Annotated in this window: 18 protein-coding genes; 13 read left to right on the forward strand and 5 right to left on the reverse strand. The window is 70.4% G+C overall.

All coding sequences use genetic code 11. The features are described 5' to 3' along the window. Positions 1 to 55 precede the first annotated feature (55 nt). The 11 genes from secY (at position 56) to rplQ (ending at position 8,774) form a co-directional block, all read left to right on the forward strand. Entirely contained in the window at positions 56 to 1,378 is a 1,323-nt protein-coding gene (gene secY / locus ACIGCK_RS13515; protein WP_330170424.1) for a preprotein translocase subunit SecY, read from the forward strand. Continuing rightward, on the forward strand, positions 1,375 to 1,980 hold the full coding sequence (locus tag ACIGCK_RS13520) for an adenylate kinase (protein WP_330170423.1): 606 nt from the start codon (positions 1,375 to 1,377) through the stop codon (positions 1,978 to 1,980). The genes secY and ACIGCK_RS13520 overlap by 4 nt, the downstream gene beginning before the upstream one ends. 1 nt (position 1,981) lies before the next feature. Beyond that, on the forward strand, positions 1,982 to 2,827 hold the full coding sequence (map, locus tag ACIGCK_RS13525; RefSeq protein ID WP_330170422.1) for a type I methionyl aminopeptidase: 846 nt from the start codon (positions 1,982 to 1,984) through the stop codon (positions 2,825 to 2,827). A 22-nt stretch (positions 2,828 to 2,849) separates the two neighbouring features. Then, entirely contained in the window at positions 2,850 to 3,530 is a 681-nt protein-coding gene (locus tag ACIGCK_RS13530) for a DsbA family protein (protein ID WP_396666775.1), read from the forward strand. A 43-nt stretch (positions 3,531 to 3,573) separates the two neighbouring features. Beyond that, on the forward strand, positions 3,574 to 5,457 hold the full coding sequence (locus ACIGCK_RS13535; protein ID WP_396666776.1) for a choice-of-anchor A family protein: 1,884 nt from the start codon (positions 3,574 to 3,576) through the stop codon (positions 5,455 to 5,457). 173 nt (positions 5,458 to 5,630) lie between these two features. Further along, complete coding sequence (gene infA / locus ACIGCK_RS13540) at positions 5,631 to 5,852, forward strand: translation initiation factor IF-1 (protein WP_017201569.1); 222 nt, start codon at positions 5,631 to 5,633, stop codon at positions 5,850 to 5,852. An 84-nt stretch (positions 5,853 to 5,936) separates the two neighbouring features. Continuing rightward, positions 5,937 to 6,053: a 50S ribosomal protein L36 gene (rpmJ, locus tag ACIGCK_RS13545; RefSeq protein ID WP_005050492.1), complete on the forward strand. Its 117-nt coding sequence runs from the start codon at positions 5,937 to 5,939 to the stop codon at positions 6,051 to 6,053. 151 nt (positions 6,054 to 6,204) lie between these two features. Next, positions 6,205 to 6,585, forward strand: coding sequence for a 30S ribosomal protein S13 (gene rpsM / locus ACIGCK_RS13550; protein ID WP_396666777.1), 381 nt, complete (start codon positions 6,205 to 6,207; stop codon positions 6,583 to 6,585). A 29-nt stretch (positions 6,586 to 6,614) separates the two neighbouring features. After that, the gene (rpsK, locus tag ACIGCK_RS13555; protein ID WP_013583990.1) at positions 6,615 to 7,013 is read left to right on the forward strand and encodes a 30S ribosomal protein S11; all 399 of its coding nucleotides are present in this window, start codon (positions 6,615 to 6,617) and stop codon (positions 7,011 to 7,013) included. Positions 7,014 to 7,180: 167 nt separating this feature from the next. Then, positions 7,181 to 8,170 (forward strand): DNA-directed RNA polymerase subunit alpha, encoded by a 990-nt coding sequence (locus ACIGCK_RS13560; RefSeq protein WP_330170418.1) that lies wholly within the window; start codon positions 7,181 to 7,183, stop codon positions 8,168 to 8,170. 43 nt (positions 8,171 to 8,213) lie between these two features. After that, on the forward strand, positions 8,214 to 8,774 hold the full coding sequence (gene rplQ / locus ACIGCK_RS13565) for a 50S ribosomal protein L17 (protein WP_396666778.1): 561 nt from the start codon (positions 8,214 to 8,216) through the stop codon (positions 8,772 to 8,774). A 79-nt stretch (positions 8,775 to 8,853) separates the two neighbouring features. Here rplQ and ACIGCK_RS13570 read toward each other — a convergent pair whose 3' ends face one another. Beyond that, the gene (locus ACIGCK_RS13570; protein ID WP_396666779.1) at positions 8,854 to 10,851 is read right to left on the reverse strand and encodes an acyltransferase family protein; all 1,998 of its coding nucleotides are present in this window, start codon (positions 10,849 to 10,851) and stop codon (positions 8,854 to 8,856) included. 195 nt (positions 10,852 to 11,046) lie between these two features. Between ACIGCK_RS13570 and ACIGCK_RS13575 the strand changes: the two genes are divergently transcribed. Continuing rightward, positions 11,047 to 12,147 carry a hypothetical protein gene (locus ACIGCK_RS13575; RefSeq protein WP_396666780.1) on the forward strand — a complete coding sequence of 367 codons (1,101 nt, stop codon included), beginning with the start codon at positions 11,047 to 11,049 and terminating at the stop codon, positions 12,145 to 12,147. A 28-nt stretch (positions 12,148 to 12,175) separates the two neighbouring features. On the opposite strand, the gene ACIGCK_RS13580 is transcribed toward ACIGCK_RS13575, so the two are convergent. Further along, positions 12,176 to 13,699: a SulP family inorganic anion transporter gene (locus ACIGCK_RS13580; RefSeq protein WP_396666781.1), complete on the reverse strand. Its 1,524-nt coding sequence runs from the start codon at positions 13,697 to 13,699 to the stop codon at positions 12,176 to 12,178. A gap of 191 nt (positions 13,700 to 13,890) precedes the next feature. On the opposite strand from ACIGCK_RS13580, the gene ACIGCK_RS13585 reads away from it, so the two are divergent. Beyond that, complete coding sequence (locus ACIGCK_RS13585) at positions 13,891 to 14,244, forward strand: MerR family transcriptional regulator (RefSeq protein ID WP_396666836.1); 354 nt, start codon at positions 13,891 to 13,893, stop codon at positions 14,242 to 14,244. 67 nt (positions 14,245 to 14,311) lie between these two features. Here ACIGCK_RS13585 and ACIGCK_RS13590 read toward each other — a convergent pair whose 3' ends face one another. The 3 genes from ACIGCK_RS13590 to ACIGCK_RS13600 are packed head-to-tail and all read right to left on the reverse strand — an operon-like array spanning position 14,312 to position 17,207. Then, complete coding sequence (locus ACIGCK_RS13590) at positions 14,312 to 15,616, reverse strand: NAD(P)H-dependent oxidoreductase (RefSeq protein WP_396666782.1); 1,305 nt, start codon at positions 15,614 to 15,616, stop codon at positions 14,312 to 14,314. Further along, positions 15,613 to 16,185, reverse strand: a complete 573-nt coding sequence (gene rfbC, locus ACIGCK_RS13595) for a dTDP-4-dehydrorhamnose 3,5-epimerase (RefSeq protein WP_396666783.1) — start codon at positions 16,183 to 16,185, stop codon at positions 15,613 to 15,615. The genes ACIGCK_RS13590 and rfbC overlap by 4 nt, the downstream gene beginning before the upstream one ends. Continuing rightward, on the reverse strand, positions 16,182 to 17,207 hold the full coding sequence (locus ACIGCK_RS13600) for an NAD-dependent epimerase/dehydratase family protein (protein ID WP_396666784.1): 1,026 nt from the start codon (positions 17,205 to 17,207) through the stop codon (positions 16,182 to 16,184). Before ACIGCK_RS13600 ends, rfbC begins: the two co-directional genes overlap by 4 nt. Positions 17,208 to 17,209 lie beyond the last annotated feature (2 nt).

A 17,209-nucleotide genomic window follows, 5' to 3' on the forward strand; every position in this document is an offset into this window, starting at 1 on the left:
CCCTGGTGCTTGGCCGTCCCGCGGGCGGCCTCATTCCCCTTCAGGAGGATCCTTCTTGTTCAGCGCAATCGCGCGCGTCTTCCGCACACCCGATCTGCGCCGGAAGATCGCCTTCACCCTGGGCATCATCGTGCTCTACCGTCTCGGTGCGCACGTGCCGACGCCGTTCGTCGACTTCGTGAACGTGCAGTCGTGCATCGGGCAGAACGAGGGGACCGAGGGCCTGCTCTCGCTCGTCAACCTCTTCTCGGGCGGTGCGCTGCTGCAGCTGTCGATCTTCGCGCTCGGCGTCATGCCGTACATCACGGCGACGATCATCACGCAGCTGCTGCGCGTCGTGATCCCGCACTTCGAGACGCTGCACAAGGAGGGTCAGGCCGGCCAGGCCCGCCTCACCCAGTACACGCGCTACCTCACGATCGCCCTCGCGCTCCTGCAGTCGACGACGCTCGTCACGGTCGCCCGCAGCGGGCAGCTCTTCGGCAACACCGGCGTCGCCGCATGCGACCAGCTGCTGACCAACGAGGCCTGGTGGGCCCAGCTGCTCATGATCATCACGATGACGGCGGGTACCGGCCTCATCATGTGGTTCGCGGAGCTCGTCACCGAGCGGGGGGTCGGCAACGGCATGTCGCTGCTGATCTTCACCTCGATCGCCGCGACATTCCCCGCCGCGATGTGGGGGATCTGGCAGGCGCGCGGCTTCGAGACCTTCCTCCTCGTGCTGGCTATCGGAATCGTGGTCGTCGCGCTCGTCGTCTTCGTCGAGCAGTCGCAGCGGCGCATCCCCGTGCAGTACGCCAAGCGCATGGTGGGCCGGCGCACGTACGGCGGCACCAACACATACATCCCGATCAAGGTGAACATGGCCGGCGTCGTGCCCGTCATCTTCGCCTCCTCCCTGCTGTACATCCCCGCCCTGCTGGCTCAGTTCAACCAGCCGGCCGTCGGCGAGGAGCCCGCGGGCTGGGTCGTGTGGATCTCGCAGTACTTCACCACCGGCGATCACCCGCTCTACATGGCGGTCTACTTCCTCCTCATCATCGGCTTCACGTACTTCTACGTCGCGATCACCTTCAACCCGGTCGAGGTCGCCGACAACATGAAGCGCTACGGCGGTTTCATCCCCGGCATCCGGGCGGGTCGCCCCACCGCCGAGTACCTCGACTACGTGCTCACGCGCATCACGCTGCCGGGCTCGATCTACCTCGGTCTCATCGCCCTGCTGCCGCTCATCGCGCTCGCCACGGTCGACGCCAACCAGAACTTCCCGTTCGGCGGCGCCTCGATCCTCATCATCGTGGGCGTGGGTCTCGAGACCGTCAAGCAGATCGACGCGCAGCTGCAGCAGCGCCACTACGAAGGGCTCCTCCGATGACGCAGACCTCCGCACGTTTCCTGATCGTCGGCCCGCAGGGCTCCGGCAAGGGGACCCAGGGGGTCCTCGTCGGCGAGGCCTACGAGATCCCGGTCGTCTCGACCGGAGATGTCTTCCGGGCCAACATCAGCGAGGGAACCGAGCTCGGCCGGCGCGTGCAGCAGATCGTGGAGGCGGGCAACCTCGTTCCCGACGAGCTGACGAGCGAGATCGTCCGCGACCGGCTCACGCAGCCGGATGCGGCCTCCGGCTTCCTTCTCGACGGCTATCCGCGCAATCTCGGCCAGGTCGCGCACCTGGACGACTTCCTCTCGGGCCGGGGCGAGGCGCTCGACGCCGTCATCGAGCTCGACGTCCCCCGCCGGGAGAGCATCGAGCGACTGAAGCTGCGCGCCGCCGAGCAGGGACGCACCGACGACACCGAAGAGGTGATCGCCAAGCGTCTCGACATCTACGAGAACGAGACCGCCCCGATCCTCGGCGTCTACCGCGAGCGGGGGATCGTGGACACGATCGACGGGGTGGGCTCGCTCGAGGAGATCACCGAGCGCATCTTCGCCGCGCTCGAGGCGCGCGGGCTCGCCCGCCGGGCCGCCGCCTGACGTGGGCCTGCGACGGTCGATCTACAAGTCCCCCGCGCAGCTGCGGGCGATGGTGCGACCCGGCCGGATCACGGCCGACGCGCTCGAGGCGGTGCGCCGGCTGGCCGCCCCGGGCGTGACGACCCTCGAGCTGGATGCCGCGGCGTCCGCCGTCATCACCGGCGCCGGTGCGCGCTCGAACTTCCAGCTCGTGCGCGGATACCGGCATACCGTGTGCGCGTCGGTCAACGAGCAGGTCGTCCACGGCATCCCCGGCACGCGTGTCCTGGAGCCCGGTGACATCCTCTCGATCGACGCGGGCGCGGAGTTCGAGGGATGGAACGGGGACTCGGCGTTCACGATCGTCCTGCCCGACCCCGACCGCCCCGAGCTCGTGGCCCGGCGCGAGGCGCTCTCCAGCGTCACCGAGGGTTCGCTCTGGGCCGGCATCGCGGCGCTCGCGTCGGCGCGCTTCCTCGGGGAGGTCGGGGCCGCGATCCAGGGCTACATCGAGGACCGCGGCGCCGAGAGCGGCCGGAGCTACGGCATCCTGCAGGACTACGTGGGTCACGGCATCGGTCGAAAGATGCACGAATCGCCCCCCGTGTTCAACTACCGCGTCGCCGACCGCGGCGCCGAGGTCAAGCCCGGTCTGGCCGTGGCGATCGAGCCGATGGTCGTCGACGGCGACCCCGCCACGCTCGTAGAGGACGACGACTGGACGGTCTCGACGGTGGACGGCTCGTCCGGCTCCCACTGGGAGCACAGCGTCGCCGTGCATGATGGCGGAATCTGGGTGCTGACGGCGCACGACGGCGGGGCCGCGGGCCTGGAGCCGTTCGGCATCACGCCGGTGCCGATCAGCTGAAGAAGTCCTCGGGAGGGATGACATGGCCGCTGCCGCGGGCAAGAAGACGAACTGGTTCGCGATCTGGATCTCGGTCGGCGTCGTGGCCGTGCTCGTGGTCGCGGCGGTCGCCGTCGTGTGGATCAACAGCAGCGCGACGTCGGCGGGGCCGGCGCCCGAGTCCGACATCGTGAACGCGGAGACCGGGGCGGTCTCGGTGGGCGAGGGCGAGGACGTCGTCGCGACCTACATCGACTTCATGTGCCCCATCTGCAACCAGTTCGAGCAGATCTACGGGGAGACCCTCGCAGGGCTCGTCGACGACGGGTCGATCACGCTCGACTACCACCCCGTCGCGATCCTCGACCGCTATTCGCAGGGAACCGACTACTCCACGCGCGCCGCCAACGCTCTCTACTGCGTCGCCGAGAGCTCGCCCGAGGCGGTCTCGCCCTTCGTCCAGGCGATGTATGAGAACCAGCCCGCAGAGGGTTCCGCCGGCCTGACCGACGAGCAGATCATCGACATCGCGGAGACGGCGGGAGCGACGGGCATCGACGCGTGCGTCACGGAGCGCACCTACGATCGCTTCGTGGCCGCGATGACACGGGAGATGCCGGCCGACGAGAACGGCGGTCGCGGCACCCCGACGGTCGTCGTCGATGGCGAGCGGATCCAGCTCACCGGCGACCCGCAGGCCGACATCGTCGCCCGCCTGGGCTGAATCCGCCCGTGCGCTAACGTAAGCCCCGACGAAGGGGGCGCGGATGCCGCACGCCACGACGCGGGCACGACGAGCGGTGGGCGCCGCGATGGCGGTCGCCCTCGCGGCGGGCGTGGGAGGCGTGTGGGCGGCGGCCCCGGCATCCGCCCCGACGGCGCACGCCGTGCCGGGGGAGTGCCCCGACGGAACCCTCCCCCCGCCCGGCAACACCAACGAGCTGTGGACGGACAACAACGTCTCGGTGTTCGTGGGCGGCGATCTGCGCGCCGAGGGCTCCGCGGCCGAGATCGAGGGTCTCGTCGTGGTGACGGGCGACGCGGCATTCACCCGCGAGAGCGGTCGCGTCAACGTCGGCTCGGTCGGCGTCGGATCCAACGTGCGGCCGAGCTCCGGCGACGAGATGCTGCTCGTGGGCGGCGACCTGATGGTCGGGCCGACGACGGTGCTGGATGTCGGTGCTCTCGCTTTCGACGACGCCGGGACGACCCTTCTGGGTGGCAACGTCGAGGTCGGTGGGTCCGCGTCGCCCGCGTTCCCGTCGCCGCGCTACGAGCTCAACAACGGCGGACTGCACGCCGGTCTCGGAGCAGCCGACGCGCTCGGCGTCTTCGCCGCGTGGGGCGGGGCGATGGCGACTCAGTCGGCGGACTGGGCGGCCGCGGCAGCCACCCCCGGCGCGGTCTCGGGCAACCGGGTGACGTTCACGGGGTCCGGCACCGCGGGGGCGACCGAGATGTTCACGATCACCGGCTCGCAGGCGAACGCCGTCTCCGAGATCTATTTCGAGGACATCGCTTCGGATGCCGCCGTGATCATCACGGTCACCGGTTCCGGCCGGGTCACGATGCTGCACACCTACTACGCCGACGACGGCGTACGCGCCGACGACCTGACGTCGCCGCTGTTCGGCGCCGTCGCGGCCCGTACGCTGTGGAACCTCCCGGACGCGGGGCAGGTGGACATCGCCGGCTCGAGCCAGGTGCTCGGATCGCTGCTGGTGCCCGCCGGCTCCGCCCGGATCACCGCGTCGGCGAACGGGCGGGTCTACATCGGCGGCAACCTCGTCGTCGACGGCGTCGGCAACGAGCTGCACAACTACCCGTTCGTCCTGCCGCCTTTCGAGTGCGAGGTGACTCCACCGATCCCCCCGCTCGACGAGGGATACGTCGATGTGCGCAAGCTGCTCGGCGACGGGGCCGGGTTCGTGCCGCCCGACGCGCGCTTCTCGGGCCTCGTCTCGTGCGAGGTCCCGGGCCGGCTCGGTGTCCGACTCGAGGTGTGGACCGTCACGCCCGCGGAGCCCGTCCGCGTAGAGGGCCTGCCGGTGGGGTCGGTGTGCACCGTGGCCGAGCTCGCCTCGGCCCTGCCTGCCGGCTTCGCATGGCGGGACCCGGCGTGGAGCGTCGACGGGACGCCGGCCGGAGAGCCTGTCACGTTCGTCGTGCCGCCGCCGACCGGTGTCCCGCAGGTCTCCCTGACGGTCACCAACGCGGTGGCGGTCTCCGGTTTCGCCATCGTCACGTCCGTCTCGGGCGGAGGGGGGACGGATGCCGCGGCTGCGGCGTTCTCCGGGGTGTGGGCGTGCGAGGTCGCGGGATCGGTCGTCGCGGCCGGATCGTGGGCGACGGCCGGCGAGGGGCGCGCGGGGCCCTTCGCCGCGCCGATCGGCGCGACTTGCGCCGTGTCCCAGGCGGAGCCGCCATCGCGAGCGGGGGGATGGTGGCGCGAGCCGAGCATCACGCCGGCGTCGTTCGTCGTGACGGATGCCGCGGCATCCGAGCAGATCGTGACGGTGCGGAACGTCTTCGAGCAGACGCTGCCGCCCACGGGGTCGACGCCCGTGTGGTGGCTGTGGATCGTCGCGATCGCCGTGCTCGTCGCGGGCGGCGCCCTTGCGATCCTCGGGTGGCGCCGCAACCGCCGCTGAACCGGGTCGCCCGCCACCGGCAGCGGTGGACAGGGCCGGTCGCGTGGGATACCATAGATCTTTGGTGCCTTGCGCCTTCTCTCGGCGTGTCCGATCGACACGGCGAGCTGAGCGGGGCGCCACCCATCCCATTCATCCGCAGACCGACCGGTCTGCCCAGCGTAAGCGAGTGTATGGCCAAGAAAGACGGTGTCATCGAGATCGAGGGCGTGATCTCCGAGGCGCTTCCCAACGCGATGTTCCGCGTTGAGCTGAGCAACGGACACAAGGTCCTCGCGACGATCTCGGGAAAGATGCGGCAGAACTACATCCGCATCATCCCCGAGGACCGCGTTGTCGTGGAGCTCTCGCCCTACGACCTCACCCGCGGCCGCATCGTCTACCGCTACCGCTAGACCCGGTCGAGAAGTAACGGCCGTCATCGCCGCTCCGCGCCCGCGGAACGGACCGACGGCACGAAGACAGCGAAAGAGAAGCACATGAAGGTCAACCCCTCGGTCAAGCCGATCTGCGATCACTGCAAGGTGATCCGTCGCCACGGCCGCGTCATGGTGATCTGCAAGTCCAACCCGCGCCACAAGCAGCGCCAGGGCTGAGACCGCCGCGCTCGTCGCGGCTCGCACACGGACAACTGAACACAACACATCCGGCAGTTTCAGATCCCGCATCCGTGCGGGGGACACCCCGGGGCGGAGGCCCGGGCACCGATCCTGCTCCACACCTCCACGACACTCCTAGGAGAGCCGCATGGCACGTCTTGCCGGCGTCGACATCCCGCGCGATAAGCGCGTGGTCATCGCCCTGACCTACATCTACGGCGTGGGCCGTACCCGCTCGAACGAGATCCTCGCCGCGACGGGCATCGATCCCGACGTCCGCGTCAAGGACCTCTCGGACGACCAGCTCGTCGCCCTCCGCGACCACATCGAGGCCACCTACAAGGTGGAGGGCGACCTCCGCCGCGAGGTCGCCGCCGACATCCGCCGCAAGGTCGAGATCGGCTCCTACGAGGGCCTGCGCCACCGCCGCGGCCTTCCCGTGCGCGGCCAGCGCACGAAGACGAACGCGCGTACCCGCAAGGGCCCCAAGCGCACCGTCGCCGGCAAGAAGAAGGCCGGCCGCAAGTAAGCGCGCCCCAGGTTTAGGAGAGAAGACACATGGCACAGGCCAAGAGCGCCGCGCGCAAGCCGCGTCGCAAGGAGAAGAAGAACATCGCGGTGGGCCAGGCCCACATCAAGTCGACGTTCAACAACACGATCGTCTCGATCACCGACCCGTCGGGCGCCGTCATCAGCTGGGCGTCCTCGGGCGGCGTGGGCTTCAAGGGCTCGCGCAAGTCGACGCCGTACGCCGCCGGCATGGCGGCCGAGTCCGCCGCCCGCCAGGCGCAGGAGCACGGAGTGAAGAAGGTCGACGTCTTCGTGAAGGGCCCCGGCTCGGGCCGCGAGACCGCGATTCGCTCGCTGACCGCCGCCGGCCTCGAGGTCGGGTCCATCCAGGACGTGACGCCGCAGGCGCACAACGGCTGCCGTCCCCCCAAGCGCCGCCGCGTCTGACGTGCCGGGCCGGGATGCCGCGAGGCGGTCCCGGCCCCGCCGTCGCGCCCCGCGAATCTTCCGCGGCAGCCCACGGTCGCCCCGCGGCCGGGCCTCCGCCCGAGCAAAAACTCAACACCTCATCCATAAGTGTCATATAGCGGGCACTTAGCCGAAAGGATCACACCGTGCTCATCGCACAGCGTCCCACCCTCACCGAGGAGAAGATCTCGGAGTTCCGCAGCCGGTTCGTCATCGAGCCGCTGGAGCCGGGCTTCGGTTACACGATCGGCAACGCGCTGCGCCGCAGCCTGCTGTCCTCCATCCCCGGCGCGGCGGTCACGAGCATCCGCATCGACGGCGTGCTCCACGAATTCACCACCATCCCGGGTGTGAAGGAGGATGTCACCGAGATCATCCTCAACATCAAGCAGCTCGTCGTCTCCTCGGAGCGCGACGAGCCCATCACCGCCTACCTGCGCAAGACCGGTTCGGGCGAGGTCACGGCGGCCGACATCTCCGCGCCGGCCGGCGTCGAGGTGCACAACCCGGAGCTCGTCATCGCGACGCTCAACGACACCGCCAAGTTCGAGCTCGAGCTGACGATCGAGCGCGGCCGCGGCTACGTCTCGGCGACCCAGAACCGCAACGAGTACGCCGAAGCCGGCCAGATCCCCGTGGACTCGATCTACTCGCCCGTGCTCAAGGTGAGCTACCGCGTCGAGGCGACGCGTGCCGGCGAGCGCACCGACTTCGACAAGCTCGTGCTGGACGTCGAGTCCAAGCCGTCGATCGCGCCCCGCGACGCCGTCGCGTCGGCCGGCCGCACCCTCACGGAGCTCTTCGGCCTCGCCCGCGAGCTCAACGTGGAGGCCGAAGGCATCGAGATCGGCCCCGCGCCGGTCGAGACCGTGCTCTCGAACGAGCTGTCGATGCCGATCGAGGACCTCGACCTGTCGGTCCGCTCGTACAACTGCCTCAAGCGCGAGGGCATCAACACGGTCTCGGAGCTGGTCGCCCTCTCCGAGACGCAGCTGATGAACATCCGCAACTTCGGTCAGAAGTCGGTCGACGAGGTGCGCGACAAGCTCGTCTCGCTGGGCCTGTCGCTGAAGGACTCGGTCCCCGGGTTCGACGGTGCGTCCTTCTACGGCGGCTACGACGACGAGACCGCCTGAGCGGCCCGCACACCCGACTGAGAACCCCTGGAGTAACTGAGAAATGCCCAAGCCCACGAAGGGTCCCCGCCTCGGAGGCGGCCCCGCACACGAGCGCCTGCTGCTTGCCAACCTCGCGGCGGCCCTGTTCACGCACCGCTCGATCAAGACGACGGAGACGAAGGCGAAGCGCCTGCGGCCCCTCGCCGAGCGCCTGATCACGTTCGCCAAGCGCGGCGACCTGCACGCGCGCCGCCGCGTTCTGAGCGTCATCGGCGACCGTGAGGTCGTGCACGTCCTCTTCACCGAGATCGCGCCGCTCGTGGCCGACCGTGAAGGCGGCTACACGCGCATCACGAAGGTCGGGAACCGCAAGGGCGACAACGCCCCCATGGCCGTGATCGAGCTCGTCCTCGAGCCCGTCACCCCGAAGGTGAAGTCGTCGAAGAAGAGCGCCGTCGCGGCCCCCGCCGCGGAGCCCGTGGCAGAGGAGCCCGCCGAGGCACCGGCCGAGGGCGAGGCCGCCGAGGGCGAGACCGCCGCCGACCAGGCCGCAGCAGAGGAGGCCGCCGTGGCCGCCGAGCAGGCCGACGAGGTCGTGGCCGAGGAGAACGCCGAGAAGTAATCGTCGGCCTCCGCACAGAGGAGGGCCCGCGCATCCGAGAGGAGCGCGGGCCCTCCTCTGTCGTGCGCCGGCCCGCGGGCTATTCGTCGCCGACGACGAGGCGGGTCGCGAGCGCGGACCGAAGCTGCGCGCGCTCGAACTCCCTCTGGGCGCGTGCGTCCTCCGCTCCCTGCACCGCCGACGCGACCGTTTCGGCGAAGAGTCGCCCACCGGCCTGCCCGGGGTGGATGCGGTCGCCCGCCAGCAGGTCCGTATGCGCCGCCGCCGTGGCCGACCAGTCGGCGATGACGACGTTCTCGCGGGTCGCCGCGAAAGCCTCGAGGTCGGAGTTGACGCCGGGGATCCAGTCGCGCGGTGCGTAGGCGTTGACGAGGACGAGGGTGCGATCGGGGCCGGCGATGTCCGCCGCCCGCGAGAGAGCGGCATCGTCGACGGGCCCGTTGGTGCCCAGGGCGAGCACCACGAAGGGCCGGAGCTGCCCCGATCCGGAGAGGGACTCGAGGATGGCGGGAGCGGCATGCATCGAGCGCGACACCGCGGCATCCACCTGGATACCGGGCAGGCGATCCATCAGGCCGCCTGCCGAGGCGAGCATGACCGAGTCGCCCACGGCCGTGACCTGGTCGCCGGCGATCGCGACGGGCTGCGGTGCCGCCGTGGGCGATCCCGCCGGGGTCGGCGCCAGCGGCGGGCGCGGCTGCGTCGACGTGCCGGGGACGCGATCGCCGACTGATCCGGGCTGCCGAAGCGCTGCCTGACCGGCGAAGACCGCCGCCTCGCCGGAGGACCGGGCGGGGGCGGCCGCGATGCCCGCGGTGGTCGCGGCGGTGCCGGCGCAGATGACGAGGATCGTCAGCACGGCGGAGAGGCGCGTGAGCGGAGCGCCGCCGAGGCGCGCCCGAAGTCTGCGCAGGCAGCCGCGGTAGCCGAGCCTGCGAACGGGCTGCTCCACCCACCGATAGGAGGCCCAGGAGGCGGCCAGCGTGAGTGCGAGCGCCGTGCCGCCGATCCAGGCGGGCACCCCCTCGGCGTCGGCGGCCGCCGCGGGCAGCAGGAGCACGAGGAGCGGCCAATGCCAGAGGTAGATCCCGAAGGAGCGCTCGCCGACCCACCGCAGGGGAGAGGCGTCGATGGCCCTGCCGAAGAGCGAACCGGGCCAGACGGCCCCCGCGATGGCGACGGCCGAGAGCAGGCTGGCGGCCGCGAGCGCGCCCGGGAACGTCGCCGTTCCGAGCGTGGGCTGCAGCGTGGCGAGCAGGAGCAGGGCGGCGAGGGCGAGGGCGGCGAATCCGCTCATGCCGATCCGAACCGCTGCGTGCGACATCCACGGTCGCGGCGCTGAGAGCGCGCGCTCCGCGATGAAGGCCAGCGCGACGCCGAGCAGGATGCCGAAGCCGTGCGTGTCGGTTCCGAAGTACGCCCGCGTGGGATCTGCACCGCCGGCGACGAGGACGGCCATCCACCCCGCGGAGGCCCCCGCGGCGAGGACCGCGATCGCGCCCCGCGCCCACCGCGCCCGCAGGAGCAGCACCGCCGGCAGCAGGAGGGGCCAGATGACGTAGAACTGCTCCTCGACCGCGAGGGACCAGAGATTGCGGAAGAGCTCGGGGGTGCCCTCCTGGAAGTAACCCGTCCCCGCTTCGATCGAGAGCCAGTTGTAGCTGAACGTCAGGGCGCCGAGCACCTGCCTGCCGAGGCCCACCAGGGCGTCGCCGCCCTGCAGCCACGCCCACGAGGCGCAGACCAGGATGAGCACGACGATGGCGGGGATCAGCCGACGAGCGCGGCGCCGCCAGAATTCGCCGAGGCGTATCCGGCCGGTGCGGGAGGTCTCGCGCAGGAGGAGCGAGGTGATGAGGAAGCCGCTGATGACGAAGAAGACGTCGACGCCGATGAACCCCTGGCGCACGCCGAGGCCGGGAAACAGGTGATACGCCACGACGAGGGCGACCGCGACCGCGCGCAGCCCGTCGAGCCCGGCGTATCGCGGCACGGCTGACGGCGCCGCCGCTGGGCCGTGAGCCGGCGATGCGGAGGCGCTGGGCGGCGCGTCGAGAAGGGCGGGTGAGATGCTCATCGTTCGAGTGCGCGCGGGCGGGCGGAGCGCGCGGCCCGCCTAGTGTACGTCGGGCTCCCGACACCGCGCAGGGCTCGTTCCCAGCCGGGATGAAGCGCGTCCGGGCGCTCCCTGTACGTGCGCCCCCGGAGCGCGCTATTGTTGCGGGGTCGGCGTGCATGGGGGACGCCGCCGCAGGGGTTCTGGGGGAACCGCATGATCACCTTCACGTTGGCGGAGTCCGCCGTGACAAACTCGCTGGGGCGCGCGATCAGCCTGAGCCTCGTCGCGGCGGAAGTGGGCGAGGTCGAGCTGTGGGCGCTCGACGACGGCCCGGCCTGGACGGGCGCGCGCCACTTCGATCTGCCGCTTCACCGGTTCTCGCCGCACCGACTCGATCCGTTGATCCACCGCATCCGGAACGCCGCGCGTCATGAGCCCGTGGTGGTGTGGATCTCGAAGGGGCTCTCGCCCCTCGACCGCATCGCGCGTGCCGTCGCGGGGACGCCGCGGGTCACGGTGATCGCCGACTTCGACGACGACGACGTGAGTCTCATGCGCGAGCAGGCGAACGCCTCGGTCAAGACCGCCGTCCATCTCAACGTGCTGCATCGCAAGTCGCCGCTGCAGGTGGCGCGGGCACAACGCCGCACCGCCGAGGCCGCGGACGCCTACAGCTTCTCCAGCGCCACGCTGCGGGACACCTACGCCGAGCGCCCGCATCCGCGCCGCACGTCGACGATCATCCCGCACGCGCGGCCCACGGGCTGGCTGCTTCCCGAGCGGTCGTCGCGGCGGCCCGGGCCGCTGCGCCTGGCCTACCTCGGCACGGTGCGGCCGCACAAGGGCGCCGACCGCATCCTCGACCTGGTGCGCGCGATGCCCGAGATCGAGTTCTCCAGCTTCAGCGGCTCGTTCCGACCCGACAGCGGCGGAGCCCTGTGGCACTCGATCGGCAACGACGCCACGCTGCGCGAGGTCTACGCCGATATCGACTTCACGCTCGTGCCGCAGGACCCGGCCTCGAGTGCCGCACGCAATCAGCTGCCGTCCAAGATCGTCGAGGCGGCGGCCTTCGGTGTCGGCCTCGTGGCCACGCCTACGCCGGTGATCGAGGAGTACTGCGCCGGCTCCTACATTCCCGTGACGGACTGGACGGATGCCGCGGCGGTCGCGGCACGCATCCGCGCGGCCGATCCGGTGGCGCTCGGCGCCCGGCTTCGGCGGGTGTTCGTGGAGCGCTTCGCCACGGAGGTGTCCGCGGCATCCCTGGAGGAGCTCCTCGGCATCGCGCGGCGCGGTCAGCGCGTCGGCTGAGCCGGTGGCACCGCGCCGGTGCCCGCCGTCAGTGCCCGGCGCCGAGGCCGCCGGAGAGGCGCCCGTGGAAGGCGGAGGCGGTCTCGTTCATGCCCTCGATGACGACCCGCTTGCCGTGGCGCTCGTACTTGTTCACGATCGCGTCGAGGGCGGCGACGGTGGAGGCGTCCCAGACGTGCGAGCGTGACATGTCGATGACGATCCGGTCGGGGTCGCCGGCGTAGTCGAACTGCGTCGTGAGGTCGTTGCTGGAGGCGAAGAAGAGCTCGCCGTCGACGGCGTAGTAGGCGGTGGGGACGCTCTCGTCCTCCGCGATCGTACGCGTCACGGTGACGAAGTGGGCGACCCGGCGGGCGAAGAGCACCATGGCGGTCAGCGCGCCGAGGATGACGCCGATCGCGAGGTTGTGCGTCATCACCGTCGCCACGACGGTGATGACCATGACGGCGGTCTCGCTCAGCGGCATGCGCCTGAGGGTCGCGGGGTGGATGCTGTGCCAGTCGAAGGTCGCGACCGACACCATGATCATGACGGCGACGAGGGCGGCCATGGGGATGATCGCGACGATGTCGCCCAGCGCGACCACCAGGATGAGCAGGAAGACGCCCGCGAGGAAGGTGGAGATGCGCGTGCGCGCGCCCGAGGCCTTGACGTTGATCATGGTCTGGCCGATCATCGCGCAACCGCCCATGCCGCCGAACGCGCCCGAGAGAACGTTCGCGACGCCCTGGCCCCACGCCTCGCGGGTCTTGCGCGAGTGCGTGTCGGTGATGTCGTCGACGAGCTTCGCCGTCAGGAGGGACTCGATGAGGCCGACGACGGCGACACCCAGCGCATAGGGTGCGATGATCTGCAGCGTCTCGAGCGTGAGGGGCACCTGCGGGATGAACAGCTCGGGGAGGCTGCGCGGCAGCTCGCCCTCGCCCCCGACGTCGGGCACCTGGAAGGCGAAGACGACGACGGCGGCGGTGACCAGGACGATGGCGACGAGAGGCGCGGGAACGACCTTGGTCAGCCGCGGCATGACGATCATGATCAGCAGCCCGGCGGCGACCAGCGGGTAGACGAGCCATGGCACGCCGATCAGCTGCGGAAGCTGCGACGTGAAGATGAGGATCGCGAGCGCGTTGACGAAGCCGACCATGACGGATCGGGGGATGAAGCGCATGAGCTTCGCGACGCCCAGCAGGGCGAGCACGATCTGCAGGAGGCCGCCCAGCAGCACGGTCGCGATGAGGTAGTCCATGCCGTATTCGCGTGCCACCGGGGCGATGACCAGGGCGATCGCCCCGGTGGCGGCGGTGATCATCGCGGGCCTGCCGCCGACGAAGGCGATCGCAACGGCCATGACGAAGGAGGAGAACAGGCCCACTCGGGGATCGACGCCGGCGATGATCGAGAAGGCGATCGCCTCGGGGATGAGGGCGAGCGCGACCACGAGACCGGCCAGCACCTCGCGGGTCAGCAGGCGCGGGGTGCGCAGCGCCTGCATCACGGTCGGCTCGATGCGGTAGCGGGATGCGTTCTCGCGTGCGGGGGTGAGGGCTGTCATGTGCGCTCCTGGGACGTGCGGGCGGAAGAGGTTCGCGAGGTTCGGCGCGGATGCGCGCGCCGACCGGTCGCAACGATGCGACGGAGGAGAATGAGGGATCGGGGCGCGGAGAGCGCGCCCCGGGACAACTCTACCCAAACGTGAGGTTTGCCGCGATCGGCGGCGGAGGAGGACTCGTGTCCGACGAGGTGATGCAGATCGGCGAGCTCGCCGAGCGTGCCGAGATGTCGCTGCGTACCATCCGCCATTACGACGAGGTGGGGCTTCTCAAACCGTCCGCGCGCACCGAGGGCGGCTTCCGGCTCTACACGGAGCAGGACCTCGCCCGTCTGCTCGTCATCCGCCGCATGAAGCCGCTCGGCTACACGCTCGAGGAGATGGGTGCGGTCCTCCGCGTCGTCGACGCCCTCGCGGCCGACCCGCACGATGCGGCGAAGCGCGCCGAGCTCGACGAGATCCGCGCGGAGGCGCAGCGTCGGCGCGATCGTCTGCGCGAACAGGCATCGATGGCGGACGACTTCCTCGCCCAGCTCGACGCGCGATGACGCGCGAGGGGGTCTCCCCGGCGGGCGGGACACCTTTCGGCCCCCAAGATCCCGCCCGCCGGGGTGGTCAGGCCCGCTGGAGAGCGGCGGGCAGCTCTGCCGCCTGTTCCGCGCGGAGAGCGTCGACGAGGCGGCCCTCGGGCAGCTCGACGTCGGCGTAGGTGAGCACCTCGTCCTTCGCGATGTCGCGCAGCGTGCGGCATCCCTCGGCGACCCCGATCGGCAGCAGCTCCTGTGCCGCCGTGGTGTCGGCCCGCTCGGCGACGCCGTAGGTGTGGAAGCCGCCGAGGCCGTCGAGGACCGTGCCGGCCGGCAGATCCGACTTGGCGACCGTCACGACCTCCACGGTGGGCGCACCGAGCGGCTCGAGCGCCGCGTCGCGGAACTCGACCGCGCGGGCGACGGTGTTCGGCACTTCGAAGTGGCAGAGGTGATAGGGCGTGTAGAAGCTGTAGAGCGGACCTTCGCCGAGCTTGTACAGGTTCAGGTAGTGACGCTGCTTCGGGTCGTCGTGCGTCGCGAGCACGAAGACGCCGGGCCCGGGCTGCGCGCCCACGACGTAGTCGACGACGCCGCCCTGCCGCTCGAGCTCCTCCACGTCGTACGCGCCCGTGAGCTCGTCGACGTGACCGGAGTGATCGGCGCCGCGCATGCCGCGACGCTCGACGCTCATGCCGGTGGCATTGGCGACGATCGCCTGCTCGAACGACACCTTCGTGCCGTCGGCGAAGCTCGTGACCATGTACGGGTCCTGACCCCACTTCGCGGCGAACGCCGCCTGCGTGGCCGGGGTGCGGTACTCGTCCTGGAGGCCCTTGATGTTGCCGCAGACGAGGGGGGTCAGCCCGATGCCGCGGACGAAGCGGACGAGGTTCATCTGGACGCCCGGCTGGTCGCCGTCGCACCCCGTGAGCACGACCCCGGCGGCCTTCGCCCGCTTGCTGAGGATAGGGCCCACGGTTCCGTCGACCTCGGCGTTCATGAGCACGATGTCCTTGCGCGCCGCGATCGCGTCGACCACCACGTGGCAGCCGTACTCGACGGCTCCCGTCGCCTCGACGAGGGCGTCGACGGATTCCGCGCTGCACGCGGCCCGGTGATCCGTCGTGATCGCCACAGCGCCGGCGGCGACCGCGGCATCCACACCCGCGGCGTCGGTCACGACGCGCACGTCGGTGATCCCGGCGTCCCGCAAGGCGCGTTCGGCCTTCTCCAGGGTGCGGTTCACGACGACCGAGATCTGCATCCCCGGAACGCTGTTGACGATCTGATTGATCAGGCCCCGCCCCATGAAACCGGCGCCCACGAGCGCGACGCCGATCGGGTTCCCGTCAGATTCGCGCTGAGCCAGCGCGCGGTCGATGAGGATCACGGCGTCCCTCCCGTCACGGCGGCCAGCTGCTCGTCCGTCCACTCCGACAGGAGCGGCCAGGAGGCGTCCTTCGCCGAGATGTCCGCGACGGGCAGCGGCCAGGTCAGCCCCAGCGCGGGGTCGTCGTGCCGCAGTCCCCGCTCCGCCGTCGGGGCGTAGCCGCCCGAGACCATGTAGGTGACCTCCGTGTCGTCGACGAGGGTCTGGTACCCGTGAGCGAAGTACGCGGGCACGTACAGGGCGCGGCGGTTGTCGGCCGAAAGCTCCACCGACACGTGCTGCAGGCGCGTGGGGGAGTCCCACCGCATGTCGACGATCGTGTCGACGATCGCTCCGCGCGTGCAGCGGATCAGCTTCGTCTCCGGGCTCGGAGCGACCTGGAAGTGCATCCCCCGCAGCGTCCCCGCACGGTGGTTGTACGAGATGTTCGCCTGTTCGATGTGCGGGTCCAGGCCCGCCGCCTCGAACTCGGCTCGATCGAACGAGCGCGCGAAGAAGCCGCGGTCGTCGCTGTGCTCCTCGAGGTCGATGATCGCGACCCCCGCGATCGGGGTGGTGCGGAAGATCACGGCTTCCTCCAGAAGAGCTCGTCGTCGACCTGACCCGTGCGGATCAGGTACTCCAGTTGCTTGAGGCGCGTGAAGCCGCGGCCCGAGAAGGATGCCTCGTCGAGATCGATCGACGAGAACACGGCGAGCAGCTGCTCGGCGCCGCGGCGCGCGTTCCAGTCGCACTCGTACCCGGGCAGCACCTCGCGGATGTGGTCGAAGTTGACCTTGTAGCTGCGGTTGTCGCCCCCCGCCTCACCGAAGGAGACGTCGCAGCCCGGGAACACCTCGCCGATCACCTCGGCGATCTCGCGCACCTGGTAGTTCTGCTCCTCGGACCCCACGTTGAAGATCTCACCGCGCACGCTGTCGAGGGGCGCCTGCAGCGTCATGCGGATCGCTTTGGCGATGTCGAGCGCGTGGACGAGGGGACGCCACGGCGTGCCGTCGCTCGTCATCGCGATCTGCTTCGTCGTCCACGCGAGCCCCGCGAGGTTGTTGAGGACGATGTCGAAGCGCATGCGCGGGGAGGCGCCGAACGCCGTCGCGTTGCGCAGGAAGGTCGGCGAGAAACCGTCGTCGGCCATCGGAAGCACGTCGCGTTCCACCATCGCCTTGCACTCGGCGTAGATCGTCTGCGGGTCGACCGGGGAGGACTCGTCCACGACTCCGTCCGCAACGCCGTACACGCTGCACGAGGACATGTAGATGAACCGGGACACCCCGGCATCCTTCGCCAGGCGGGCCAGGCGCACCGATCCCTCGTGGTTGATGGACTTCGTCAGGCCGGGGTTGAACTGCCCGAGCGGGTCGTTCGAGAGCTCCGCCATGTGGACGATCGCGTCGATGCCCTCCAGATCGGCCGGCTCGACGTGGCGGATGTCCTTGGCCAGCGTCTCCGGCGTGGCGTCCACGCCGTTGTAGAGCCACCCCGCCTTGTAGAAGCCGGTGTCGACGGCGCGGATCTCATGGCCGTCGCGCAGCAGCTCGGGGGCGAGGACGGAGCCGAGGTAACCCTCGGTTCCCGTGACGAGTACCTTCATGC

The organism is Microbacterium sp. NPDC078428 (assembly GCF_044542535.1).
GTDB lineage: Bacteria > Actinomycetota > Actinomycetes > Actinomycetales > Microbacteriaceae > Microbacterium > Microbacterium limosum.